This window comes from Nonomuraea sp. NPDC050310 (assembly GCF_040655795.1).
In the GTDB taxonomy this organism is placed as follows: Bacteria; Actinomycetota; Actinomycetes; order Streptosporangiales; family Streptosporangiaceae; genus Nonomuraea.
This window is the reverse complement of record NZ_JBFAKP010000001.1, coordinates 494855-507480: the sequence shown is the minus strand read 5'-3', so window position 1 is coordinate 507480 and position 12626 is coordinate 494855. Positions and strand designations below refer to the sequence as shown.

The 12626-nt window shown below is 72.3% G+C and carries 9 protein-coding genes; 5 read left to right on the top strand and 4 right to left on the bottom strand.

The features are described from left to right. Positions 1-8 precede the first annotated feature (8 nt). Positions 9-4427, top strand: coding sequence for an FtsK/SpoIIIE domain-containing protein (locus AB0I67_RS02535; RefSeq protein ID WP_357916386.1), 4419 nt, complete (start codon positions 9-11; stop codon positions 4425-4427). A 4-nt stretch (positions 4428-4431) separates the two neighbouring features. Here AB0I67_RS02535 and AB0I67_RS02530 read toward each other — a convergent pair whose 3' ends face one another. Further along, positions 4432-5010: a winged helix-turn-helix domain-containing protein gene (locus AB0I67_RS02530; protein WP_357916383.1), complete on the bottom strand. Its 579-nt coding sequence runs from the start codon at positions 5008-5010 to the stop codon at positions 4432-4434. 61 nt (positions 5011-5071) lie between these two features. Here AB0I67_RS02530 and AB0I67_RS02525 point away from each other — a divergent pair, with 61 nt between their 5' ends. Beyond that, positions 5072-6286 (top strand): MFS transporter, encoded by a 1215-nt coding sequence (locus tag AB0I67_RS02525; protein WP_357916380.1) that lies wholly within the window; start codon positions 5072-5074, stop codon positions 6284-6286. 4 nt (positions 6287-6290) lie between these two features. Here the strand turns inward: AB0I67_RS02525 and AB0I67_RS02520 are convergent, their stop codons facing one another. Both AB0I67_RS02520 and AB0I67_RS02515 read right to left on the bottom strand, forming a co-directional pair. Continuing rightward, on the bottom strand, positions 6291-6566 hold the full coding sequence (locus tag AB0I67_RS02520; protein ID WP_357916377.1) for a WXG100 family type VII secretion target: 276 nt from the start codon (positions 6564-6566) through the stop codon (positions 6291-6293). A gap of 125 nt (positions 6567-6691) precedes the next feature. After that, positions 6692-6964, bottom strand: a complete 273-nt coding sequence (locus tag AB0I67_RS02515; RefSeq protein WP_357916374.1) for a WXG100 family type VII secretion target — start codon at positions 6962-6964, stop codon at positions 6692-6694. A 124-nt stretch (positions 6965-7088) separates the two neighbouring features. Between AB0I67_RS02515 and AB0I67_RS02510 the strand changes: the two genes are divergently transcribed. The 3 genes from AB0I67_RS02510 (at position 7089) to AB0I67_RS02500 (ending at position 11071) form a co-directional block, all read left to right on the top strand. Further along, positions 7089-7832: an SDR family oxidoreductase gene (locus AB0I67_RS02510; RefSeq protein WP_357916371.1), complete on the top strand. Its 744-nt coding sequence runs from the start codon at positions 7089-7091 to the stop codon at positions 7830-7832. 40 nt (positions 7833-7872) lie between these two features. Further along, positions 7873-9621, top strand: a complete 1749-nt coding sequence (locus AB0I67_RS02505) for a biotin carboxylase N-terminal domain-containing protein (RefSeq protein ID WP_357916368.1) — start codon at positions 7873-7875, stop codon at positions 9619-9621. Between the two features lie 73 nt (positions 9622-9694). Continuing rightward, on the top strand, positions 9695-11071 hold the full coding sequence (locus AB0I67_RS02500; protein ID WP_357916365.1) for a hypothetical protein: 1377 nt from the start codon (positions 9695-9697) through the stop codon (positions 11069-11071). A 65-nt stretch (positions 11072-11136) separates the two neighbouring features. Here the strand turns inward: AB0I67_RS02500 and AB0I67_RS02495 are convergent, their stop codons facing one another. Then, positions 11137-12594, bottom strand: a complete 1458-nt coding sequence (locus AB0I67_RS02495) for a multicopper oxidase domain-containing protein (RefSeq protein ID WP_357916362.1) — start codon at positions 12592-12594, stop codon at positions 11137-11139. Positions 12595-12626 lie beyond the last annotated feature (32 nt).

Sequence of the window (12626 nt, the reverse complement as noted above, 5' to 3'; positions counted from 1 at the left end):
TTGGTCCCATGATGCGCATCTCCCTCACCGCGCTCACGCGTCACGGCCCGCGCGATGTGATCGCGCAGGCCGACGACACGGTTACCGCGGCCCGGTTCGCCGAGGTGCTCGGCGAGTCGCTCGGCGAGCCCCGCGCCCAGGTCGTCGCCCACCCCAACTGGGCCAGCGGCGCCGTGCACCAGCGGGCCGGCCACCTGGGCGGCCTGTGGGTCAACGGGCGGATGGTGGACCCGGCGATGCCCGCCGGGCGGGTGCTGCGCGACGGCGACATCGTGGCCTTCGACGCGGCGGCGGCCGCGGCCACCCACCGGGGCGAGCCGACCGGCGCGGTCGAGATCCGCCTGTCCGGCGGCCCCGCGGCCGGCGCGGTGCACCGGCTCGGCTTCGGCACCTACACGCTGGGCAACTCGCCCGGCTGCTCCATGCAGGTGCCCGACCCCACCACCTCGCCGCACGCCCTGTCGGTGCACGTGACCGTCAACGAGGCGCTGGTCGAGCCGGCGCCGGGCGCCTACGTGCTGCTGGAGGGCCGGCAACTGACCGGGCCCGAGCGCTGGACGCCGGGGCAGGTGCTCATCACCGGCGCCAGCGTGATGACGCTGAGGCTGCCGGAGAACCCGGACGCGCACCTGACGCCGGTCGAGGGCGGCCTGGCCTACAACCGGCCGCCGCGCCTCGGCCAGCCGCCGCGGATGAAGCCGATCGAGGTGCCGATCGAGCCGCAACGCCCGCAGTACCAGCGGCTGCAACTGCTGACCAGCGTGCTGTTCGGCGTCGGCGGCGTGGTCATGGCCATCGCCTTCGGCCAGCCGCTCTTCCTGCTCATGGCGCTGCTGACCCCGCTGACCATGATGGGCCAGTGGTACAGCGACCGCCGGCACGGCAAGCGCAGCTACAAGGAGTCGCTGAAGGAGTACCGCGCCAAGCGCGACACCTTCGCCCAGGCCCTGGAACACCTGCGGCTGGACGACCAGACCGACCGCCGGGCCGAGCTGCCCGACCCGGCCGAGACCCTGCTGACCGCCACCGGCCCGCGCCGCCGGCTGTGGGAGCGGCGCAGCCACGACGCCGACTCGCTGCACCTGCGGATCGGCGTGGCCGACCAGCGCTCGCTGATCGAGCTGATCGTCGAGCACGGCAGCAACGCCTCAGAGCGCGACCTGCCCGAGGTGCCGCTCTCGCACGCCGTCCCGGTGGCCGTGCCGATGCCGCAGGTGGGCGTGCTGGGCCTGACCGGCGCCCGGCAGACCTCCCGGGCGCTGGGCCGCTGGCTGGTCGCCCAGGCCGCCGCGCTGCACAGCCCGCGCGACCTGGCCATCGTGGTGCTGAGCGCCGACCACGAGGGCGAGGCGAGCTGGAACTGGGTGCGCTGGCTGCCGCACGCCGCCCCGCACGAGGGCGAGGAGTGCCTGTCCCTGGTCGGCGCCGACCCCGAGTCGGCGGCCCGGCGCGCGAGCGAGCTGGTCAACAAGATCCAGGCTCGGCGCAACGCCAAGAAGTCCAGCCTGGACTTCGGCTCGTTCAACGAGGACAAGCGGGTCTTCGCCGGGTACGCCACGGAGAAGCCGTACGACATCCTGGTCGTCCTGGACGGCGCACGGGCGCTGCGCAGCCTGCCCGGCATGCCGCAGATCCTGCAGTTCGGCCCGACCGTGGGCGTCTACAGCATCTGCATCGACGACGACCAGCGCCTGCTGCCCGAGGAGTGCACGACGGTCGCGGTCTGCGACCTCGACCGGCCGGCCTTCGTCCGGCTCAGCGGGGCGATGCAGAGCCCGGACGCCATCGCCGACCAGGTCAACTCGGGCTGGTGCGACCGGTTCGGCCGGGCGCTCGCGCCCATCCGCGACGTCAGCCGCGAGGACGCCGACTCGGCCATCCCCGGCTCGGCCCGGCTGCTCGACCTGCTCGGCATGCCCGACCCGGTGCCCGAGCAGATCGCCCGCTACTGGTCGCGCGGGCGCACCACCCGGGTGCCGATCGGCATCGGCGCCGACGGCCCCTACACCCTCGACCTGCGGCTGGACGGCCCGCACGGCCTCGTCGCGGGCACGACCGGCGCCGGCAAGTCGGAGCTGCTGCAGTCGTTCATCGCCTCGCTGGCCGTGCACAACCGGCCGGACGAGATGAACTTCGTGCTCATCGACTACAAGGGCGGCTCGGCCTTCAAGGACTGCGCCAAGCTGCCGCACACCGTCGGCATGGTCAGCGACCTGGACGGCCACCTCACCGAGCGGGCGCTGGAGTCGCTGGCCGCCGAGCTGAAGCGGCGCGAGCACATGCTGCTCAAGGCCGACGCCAAGGACGTCGAGGACTACAACGACTACCGCGACCAGGGCATGCGGCTGGAGCCGATGCCCCGGCTGATCCTGATCATCGACGAGTTCGCCGCGATGGTGCAGGAACTGCCCGACTTCATCGTCGGCCTGGTCGACATCGCCCGGCGGGGCCGCTCGCTCGGCGTGCACCTGATCCTGGCCACCCAGCGGCCCGGCGGCGTGGTCACCCCCGACATCGCCGCCAACACCAACCTGCGCATCGCGCTCCGGGTGACCAGCTCGGAGGAGTCCAACGACGTGATCAACGCGCCGACCGCGGCGCAGATCTCGAAGACCACGCCCGGCCGCTGTTACGTGCGCTCGGGGGCCTCCTCGCTGCATGCCGTACAGTCGGCTCGCATCGGAGGGCGCCGGCCCGGCCAGGGGCGGGCCAAGACCGAGTACATCGAGATCAACCCGATCACCTGGCAGCGGCTGGGCGCCCCGCTCGGCTCCCGGGCCCAGGCCGACGACGAGTCGCTGATGGAGACCGACCTGTCGGTGCTGGTCGAGGTCATCGGGCGTACGGCAAGCGCCATGGGCGTGGCCGAGCAGCGCAGCCCGTGGCTGGAGCCGCTGGCCGACACGCTCACGCTGAGCGAGGTCGAGCCGGCCGACACCTGGACGAAGCTGCCGATGGGTCTGGCCGACATCCCCTCGCTCCAGATGCGCGCGACCGAGGTCTACGACCTGGCCGCCTCCGGCCACCTGCTGGTCTGCGGCTCGGCCCGCTCCGGGCGCTCGACGGTGCTGCGGGCGCTGGCCGCCTCGGTCGCGACCCAGGCCTCGCCGCGCGACGTCCACCTGTACGCCGTCGACTGCGGCAACAACGCCCTGCTGCCGCTGGTAGGCCTGCCGCACACCGGCGCGGTCGTCGGGCGTGACTCGCCCGACCGGCTCACCCGGCTCACCGACCGGCTGCTCGGCGAGATCGCGCGGCGCCAGCAGGTGCTGGCCGGGCAGGGCTTCGCCGACCTGAGCGAGCAGCGGGCGGCCGTGGCCGAGCACGAGCGTCTGCCGTACCTGCTGGTGCTCTTCGACCGGTGGGAGGGCTTCTACGCGGCGTTCGAGTCCTACGACGGCGGCAAGCTGGTCGACCAGTGGCTGCAGATTCTCCAGGAGGGCTCGGGCGTGGGCGTCAAGGTGGTGATGACCGGCGACCGCAGCACCCTGGTCGGGCGGATCTCCACGCTCTTCGACGACCGGCTCATGCTCAAGCTGGCCGACCCGATGGACTACAGCTACATCGGGCTGCGGGCCAAGGACGTGCCGGACCACATGCCCCCCGGCCGCGCCTTCCGCGCCACCGCCACCATCCGGGAGGTGCAGGTCGGCCTGCTGGCCGAGGACGTGGCCGGTACCGCGCAGGTGGCCGCGCTGCACCAGCTCGGCCGCGAGGCCCGGCTGCGCGCCGGGGAGCTGCCGCGGCACCTGCGGCCCTTCCGGGTCGACGCGCTGCCGACCGGCGTCACGCTGGCCGAGGCCGTGGCGATGGCCGAGGAGCCGCTGCCGGCGGACGCCGTGGTGTTCGGCGTGGGCGGCGACTCGCTCGGGGTGCGCTTCTTCCGCGCCGAGGAGCACGGGCCCGCGCTGGTGGTCGCCGGGCCGCCCAAGAGCGGGCGCTCCACCGCGCTCATCACCATGGGCACGTGGCTGGCCCAGCGGGGGTTCTCGCTGGTCACCATCACGCCGCGGCGCTCGCCGGTGCGTGACCTGCCCGGGGCCTCCTTCACCGGGGAGGCCTCGCCTTCGGAGGTCAAGGAGGCGCTGACCGGGCGGCACGCGCTGCTCGTGGACGACCTGGAGCTGCTGGGCAACGACAGCGAGCTGGCCGAGTGGCTCACCGACTACATCGGCGAGGTGCGCGACACCGGCAACCTGGTGATCGGCGCGGGCAGCGTCGAGGACCTGGACTCGATGTACCGGGGCCCGGTCGTGGCGATGAAGAAGGCGCGCAACGGCCTGCTGCTGCGCCCGACCACCACCAGTCAGGGCGACCTGCTGGGGGTACGGCTGCCGCGCAGCCTGGCCACCGGCGCAGGCCCGGCCGGGCGCGGCCTGCTGGTGCTGGGCGGTATGTGGGAGCTCGTCCAGGTGGCCGGCGGCTGACGCGCTAGGTCAGGGGCTGGAAGTAGAGGTGGACCCGCCGCCGGTCTTCTTGGTCGGCGGCGGTCTCGCCGTGCCGCTTCCAGCGCTCCATGAGCGCGCCCAGCTCGTCGTAGAGCTGGGCCAGTTCCTCGGCGGTCAGCCGCAGCGGCCCGTTCATGCTGGGCATCGTCACGTCCTGCCACTCCTGCGGCAGGCCGGGCATGGCCTCCACCGCCAGCCGCAGCCGTTCGGTGCTGGCCTCCAGCCAGGCCCGTAGCGCGGCCCGCTGGGCGATCTGGCCCACCGGGTCGTCGGCGAAGTCGGAGGGCGTGATCGACAGGCTCTCGGTGGGCACGAAGCGCCACCATCGTTCCCGCCGGTCCCGTGCCAGTTCGGGGGCCTCGGCCACCAGCCCGTGCTCGCCGAGCTGCCGCAGGTGGTAGCTGACCGCGCCGACCGCCTCGTCGAGGCGCTCGGCCAGCATGCCCACGGTGGCCGGGCCGATCTCGGCGATGGCCATGAGCAGCCGGACCCGGGTGGGGTGGGCCATGGCCTTGAGCGTGCCCACGTCGTCCGGGCCGAGTTGCCGCCGAGTCTCCTCCACGCGGGGAATCCTATCCACGAGAGTTGTACAAGAGTTCTTGTACAACTTATCTTGTTGAACCATGCAGCCGTTACGCAGGAACCTCCGCTTCCAGGTGTTCTGGGTCGGCTCCGCCGCCTCGGAGCTGGGCTCGACGCTGTCCGGGCTCGCCTTCCCGCTGCTGGTGCTGGCCATGACCGGCTCCCCCACGCAGGCCGGCCTGGTCGGCGCGGTGGCCATGGGCACCGAGATCCTCGTCGGCCTGCCGGCCGGCGCCCTGGTGGACCGCTGGGACCGCAGGCGCATCCTGCTCGGCGCCGACCTGGTCCGGATCGTCACCATGGCCGGCGTGGGCGGCGCCCTGCTGACCGGCGCGCTGACCATGCCGCACCTGCTGGCGGTCGCCGTCGTCAACGGGGTCGCGAGCGCGCTGTTCCGGCCCGCGCACGGCGCCTCGCTGCGCGCGCTGGTGCCGCGCGAGCAGTTGCCGACCGCCTACGCCCAGGAGCAGACCCGCCAGCACGCCGCGGGCCTGGCCGGGCCGGCGCTGGGCGGCGCGCTGTTCGCCCTCGGCCGGGCCGTGCCCTTCCTGGTGGACGCGGTGACCTACCTGGTCTCCTTCGTCTGCGTGGCGTTCGCGCGGGTGCCCCGCCGTCCCGAGACGCCGCCCGCCCCCGCGCAGAGCATGCGGGCGGACATCGCCGAGGCGGTGCGCTGGATGTGGGACCAGCCCCTGCTCCGGGCGGTCTGCGGGCTGGTGCTCGGCTGCAACCTGGTGGTCAACGCGATGACGATCCCGATCATCGTGCTGGTCGGCGACCCGGTGGACGTCGGGGTGGTGATGGCCGCGCTGGGCCTCGGCGGGCTGGCCGGTGCGGCGCTGTCGGCCCGGCTGATGCGCCTGCTGCCCACCGGGCGGCTCATGCTCGCGGGCTCGTGGCTGTTCGCGCTCGTGCTGCCGCTGCTCGTGCTGCCGCTGGGCGCCTACTGGACGGCCGGGGTGCTGTTCGTCGCGATGCTGGTGGTCCCGGCGCTCAACATCGCGCTGGAGGTCGAGATCGCGCGCTCGGTGCCCGACCACATGCAGGGCCGGGTGCACGGCGCGCTCAACGTCATGTTCTCCGGGCTCACCCCGCTCGCGCCCCTGCTCGGCGGCCTGCTCAGCCAGCACGCCGGCGCGGCGCCTGCCATCCTCGTGCTGTGCGTCGGCCTGGTGGCCTGCACGGTGACGGCGAGTTTCTCCCGGTCCCTACGCGCGAAAGGGGGTCTCCCGGTGCGGGAGACCCCCGTTTCGTGAGAGATCAGGCGCCGGTCGCGGCCTGGATGGCTTCCTTGTTCTTGCGGATGCCGTCCTGGGCCTCCTCAAGAGCCTGGGACACCTTGTCGAAGGAGGACTTGTACGCCTCCCACGCGGACTTGAACTTCTCCGCGTTCGGGCCGGACCACGACGCCGGGATCTTGCCGGCCTCGCCGTCGAGCGCCTTCTTGGCGTCCAGGACTGCGCCCGCCTGGGTCTTGAAGGTCTGGGACATCTTCTCCATGTCCGCGATGACTCCACCGACCTTTGGGTCGCCCATGGTTCTCCCCTTTACCGTCAGTCTCAGAGATAACAGCCATCACAATAGTCACAAATCCCGACATGACGCAGTTATCCAGGCAGAAGAAAGCCCCGACCACGCATGGCCGGGGCTCGAACAGCTCGTTAACGGGTCGCGGACTCGATGTTCCCCCGGTAGGTGTTGATCACGCGGGCGGCCTCGGAGAGCTCCTCGGACATCCGCTGGAAGGCGGCGCGGTAGTTCTGCCAGGCGCTCGCGAACCGATCGGCGCCGGGGCCGGTCCAGGCGCTGCCCACCTTCGCCGCCTCGCGGTCGAGCGCGGACATCGTCGCGCGCACCGCCTCCGACTGCTGGGTGAACTGCGTGGACATGGCCTGCATTTCACCGGGATTGCCACCGAGCAGGCTCTGGCTCATGCCGTACCTCCTGGATAGACGGATGGAGCGCCCTCACCTTAGGCAGCGAGCCCCGCCGTCGCCCCGCGTTATGCCGAGCGGCTATGGTCGTCCAGAGGATTATTCGGACCTATATGGAGCATCCTTGCGCGAGATCGTTGTGACCGGAGGCGGCACCGGCATCGGGTACGCCATCGCGGCCGCCTTCACCGCCCTCGGCGACCGGGTGACCATCACCGGACGCCGCGAGCACGTCCTGGCCCAAGCCGCCGCCAAGCTGGGCGCGAGCCACGCCGCCTTCGACGCCTCCGACCCGGCCGCCGTCGCCGCCGCGCTCGACCGGCTCCCCGCCCGGGTCGACGTCCTGGTCAACAACGCGGGCGGCAACACCAACCTGGACCGCCCGGCCGACGAGAGCACGGACCCGGCCCCCGCCGCCGAACTGGCCCGGCTGGCCCAGGGCTGGCAGGCCAACTTCGCGGCCAACGTGCTCTCCGCCGTCCTGGTCACCCAGGCCCTGCTCCCCCGGCTCGCCGACCACGGCCGGGTGATCTCCATCGGCTCCATCGCCGCCCGCGGCACCCGGTCCGGCTCGTACGGCGCCGCCAAGGCCGCCCTGGAGTCCTGGACCGCGGACCTGGCCTCCGATCTCGGCCCGCGAGGCGTCACCGCGAACGTGGTCTCCCCCGGCCTGATCGTGGAGACCGAGTTCTTCCGCGGCCGTCTCACCGACGAGGGCGTCAAGCGCCGCGTCGAGAGCACCCGCAACGGCCGGGCGGGCACCCCTGACGACGTCGCCGAGACCGTGCTCTTCCTGGCCTCACCGGGCGCCCGGCACCTCACCGGCCAGGTGATCCACGTCAACGGCGGCGCCTACCTCGGTCGATAAACTGCGCCAGGACTCTCGGGGTCAGCGGAAAGGGAGAGACGTGCAGAAGGTTCTGATCGCCAACCGGGGCGAGATCGCCGTCCGGATCGCGCGAGCCTGCCAGGACGCGGGGATCGCCTGCGTGGCCGTCTACGCCGACCAGGACCTCGACGCCCTCCACGTGCGGGTCGCCGACGAGGCCTACGCGCTGGGCGGCGAGTCGCCCGCCGAGACCTACCTCGACATCGCCAAGCTCCTGCGCGTGGCCGCGCAGACCGGCGCCGACGCCGTCCACCCCGGCTACGGCTTCCTCGCCGAGAACGCGGACTTCGCCCAGGCGGTGCTCGACGCCGGCCTGACCTGGATCGGCCCGCCGCCCTCGGCCATCGCCGCGCTCGGCGACAAGGTCCAGGCCAGGCACATCGCCCAGAAGGTGGGCGCGCCCCTGGTCGCCGGCACCAAGGACCCGGTCTCCGGCGCCGCCGAGGTGGTCGCCTTCGCCGAGGAGCACGGCCTGCCGATCGCGATCAAGGCCGCCTACGGCGGCGGCGGCCGCGGCCTCAAGGTCGCCCGCACCCTGGAGGAGATCCCCGACCTGTTCGACAGCGCGGTGCGCGAGGCGGTCACCGCGTTCGGCCGCGGCGAGTGCTTCGTCGAGCGTTACCTCGACCGCCCCCGCCACGTCGAGACCCAGTGCCTGGCCGACCGGCACGGCACCGTCGTGGTCGTCTCCACCCGCGACTGCTCGCTGCAGCGCCGCCACCAGAAGCTCGTCGAGGAGGCCCCCGCGCCCTTCCTCAGCCAGGCGCAGCTCGACCTGCTCTACTCCAGCTCCAAGGCGATCCTCAAGGAGGCCGGCTACGTCGGCGCGGGCACCTGCGAGTTCCTCGTCGGCCAGGACGGCACCATCTCCTTCCTGGAGGTCAACACCCGCCTCCAGGTCGAGCACCCGGTGACCGAGGAGGTCGCCGGGATCGACCTGGTCCGCGAGATGTTCCGCATCGCCGAGGGCGAGGAGCTGGGCTACGGCGACCCGGAGCTGCGCGGGCACTCCATCGAGTTCCGGATCAACGCCGAGGACGCCGGCCGCAACTTCCTGCCCGCCCCCGGCACGCTCACCACGATGCGCGCGCCCAGCGGGCCCGGCGTCCGGCTCGACTCCGGCTACGAGGCCGGCATGACCGTCCCGCAGACGTTCGACTCGCTGATCGCCAAGCTCGTCGTCACCGGCCGCACCCGCCGCGAGGCCCTGGAGCGCTCGCGCCGCGCGCTGGCCGAGTTCGAGATCGACGGCATGCCGACGGTCCTGCCCTTCCATCGCGCCGTCGTCTCCGACCCGGCCTTCACCGGCGAGCCCTTCCAGGTGCACACCCGCTGGATCGAGACCGAGTTCGACAACACCGTCCAGCCGTACGGCGGAGCCGTCGAGAGCGCCGAGGCCGCTCCGCGCGAGACGATCACCGTCGAGGTGGGCGGCAAGCGGCTGGAGGTCGTCCTTCCGGCCGGTCTCGGCAGCACCACCGCTACGCCGAGAGCGAACAAGCCCCCCAGGCGCGGCGGCGCCGGAGCCGGCAAGGCCTCGGCCGCCGGCGGAGACTCGCTGGTCAGCCCGATGCAGGGCACCATCGTCAAGGTCGTGGCCGCCGACGGCGACACCGTGGCCGAAGGCGACACGGTCGTCGTGCTCGAAGCGATGAAGATGGAGCAGCCGTTGACCGCCCACAAGTCGGGTACGGTCACCGGCCTCAGCGCCTCCGTCGGGCAGACCGTCACCGCCGGGGCGGCCATCTGCGAGATCAAGGACGCATAGCGGGTAGGTTCGTCGATAGAGGAACTTCTTCGACCGCCCGTTCGTCCAGAAGGGCGAAGGAGGCTTGTTGCCGATGACCCATTCGCTGCGCCGGGCAGGGGCCGCGCTCGTTGCGCTGCTCGCCGGGCTACTCGTTGTGCTTTCATTCACCTCCGCGGCGCAGGCTGCGGCCGCTCCGCCTGATGCCGCGACGGTTCTCAACACCTGGAAGTCCGGCGACCCGCTCTTCGTGGAGTCGGGCTCGCCGCTCACCAGCGACCAGCAGTCGGCCATCCGTGACGAGCTCAAGGGGGCCAAGTCCAAGGTCTACGCCGTCGCGATGCCCAAGGGCGCCGCGACCGAGGCCGACCTCGGGGCCTACTTCCGCCAGCTCGGCGGCGCGCTCGACCAGGCCGGCCGTACCCAGGCCACGGTCGCCGTCATGATCGGCACCCAGGTCTACGCCGACTCCAGCCAGATCGGCCAGCAGACGCTCAACCGGATCATCGGTCTGTCGGCCAACAACGCCGGCGGCGACGTGACCAAGGGCATGGCCGAGTTCGTCGAGCGGGTCGACCTCGCCGCGGCCGGCAAGACCCGGTCCGCGCTGAGCTCCGGCTCGGTCAGCGGCTCCGGCGGCGGCACCGGCGTCCTGCTCGCGCTGGGCGGCCTCGCCCTCGTGGGCGGCGGCGGCTACTTCCTCTACTCCAGGAACGCCAAGAAGAAGCGCCTGGAGCAGGAGGCCCGCGACCTCGCCGCGGTCAAGACCACCGTGGAGGAGGACGTCACCAAGTTCGGCGAGGAGATCACCGATCTCGACGCCGACGTCAGCCTGCAGGGCGCCAGCGGTCAGCACATCGGGGAGTGGCAGACCGCGCTCGACGCCTACGAGCGGTCCAAGACTCAGCTCGCCACGATCACCAAGGCCGACCAGATCCGCGAGGTCACCCAGACCCTCGAGGACGGCCGGTACGCGCTGGCCGTGGTGAAGGCCAAGGTCAACAACCTGCCGATCCCCGAGCGGCGCGCTCCCTGCTTCTTCAACCCGCAGCACGGCCCGAGCGTGCGCGACGTGCGCTGGGCTCCGCCCGGTGGCGCGGTGCGCGAGGTCCCGGCCTGCGCCATGGACGCCCAGGCGGTGGAGCAGGGTTACGACCCGCACCCGCGTGAGGTCATGATCCACGGCCAGCGCGTGCCGTACTACAACGCCGGTCCCGCCTACCAGCCGTACGCCTACGGCTACTACGGCGGCTTCGGCGACATCATGACCGGCATGTTCATCGGCACCATGATGGGCAGCATGCTCGGCGGCGGCTTCGGCATGGGCATGGGCGGTTACGGCGCCGGCTACTCGGAGGGCTACTCCGACGCCGGTGGCGGCGACTTCAGCGGCGGCGGCGACGCCGGTGGCTGGGGCGACTTCGGCGGCGGTGACTTCGGCGGCGGCGATTTCGGCGGCGGCGACTGGTAACCACCACCCGGCACGACCAAGGAGGGCGCGCTCCCCGCATCGGGGGCGCGCCCTCCGGCGCTTGTTCAGGCGTGCTGGTGCGTGGCCGGGAGGGTGCGGTTCACCTGCGCCTCGGTGCCGGGCGTCACGATCACGAACTGGCCCATCATGCCCTCGTCCTCGTGGCGCAGGATGTGGCAGTGGTACATGTACGGCGTGGCCGGGTCGACGAACTCCCCGAACCGTACGGCCAGCCGTACCGTGGCCTTGGGCGGCACGTAGACGGTGTCCTTGGGCCCGGCCAGGTAGGGCTCGGGCTTGGCCCCGTCCACGTCGAGCACGGCGAACTCCACCTCGTGGATGTGGAAGTTGTGCGCGTAGACGGTGTTGACGATCTCCCAGATCTCCACCGCGCCCGCCGGGACGACCTCGTCGATGCGGGTCATGTCCATCTCCTGGCCGTTGATGGCGTCGGAGCCGTTGAGCGTGAAGCGGCGCACCTTGGCGCCCGCGGGCACCTCGATCGCCGGGCGGTCGCTCAGCGTGGCGGGCAGGGCGGCGGCGGGCTCGAGCCCGGGCGCGGCGTCGAGGCGCAGCAGGTCGAACTCGCGGTCGTCGAGGTCCAGGTCGCCGGCGAAGCTGCGCAGCAGGGCCTGCTCCCCGGCCTTGAACGTGGCCACGATCTCGATCCGCTCGCCCGGCGTGAGCGAGACCCGGGTGACCTGCACCGGGGCGCGCAGCAGGCCCGCGTCGCCGCCGACGACGTGGAAGGCGCGGCCGTCGGCGAAGCCGATGTTGTACTTGCGCGCGTTGGAGCCGTTGAGCAGCCGGAAGCGGATCGCCGGACGGGTCACCTGGAAGGCGGCGTCGAGGGTGCCGTTGACGAGGATGCGGTCGCCCATCAGGCCCCAGGTGGCCACGGGGTCCTCGACCAGCGTGCCGTCGTCGCCGATGACCCGGTCCTGGATGACCAGCGGGATGTCGTCCACCCCGTACTCGCCCGGCAACCCCGCGCCGGCCGCCTCGTCCTTGTCATCGTCGTCGTCGAGGAGGAACATCCCGGCCAGCCCCCGGTAGACGTGCCTGGCCGTCTCGCCGTGCGGGTGCGGGTGGTACCAGGAGGTGGCCGCCGGCTGGTCGATCGTCCACTCGGGGGTCCACTCGCCGCCCGCCGGGATCATCTGGTGCGGCCCGCCGTCCATCTTGGCGGGCAGCCGCATGCCGTGCCAGTGCACGGTGGTCGGCTCGTCGAGCTCGTTGACCACCCGCATCCTGATCCGGTCGCCGCGCCTGGCCCGGATCGTCGGGCCCAGGTAGGAGCCGTTGAACCCCCAGGTCGGCGCGGGTTTGCCGGCGACGAACTCGGTGGTGCCGGCCTTCATGGTCAGGGTGAACCGGCCGTCGGCGCCGGCCTGGAGCAGGGGCGGGATGCGCAGGGGGTTGGCCGGACCCGGCGAGGGGGTGCTGGAGGTCGGACCCTGACCGCAGGCCGCCGTCGCGGTGGCGATCGCGGCCAGCGTCAGGAACTGGCGTCGGGAGAGCATGATCCAAGTATCGGAAGGCCCCCTGGCCACCC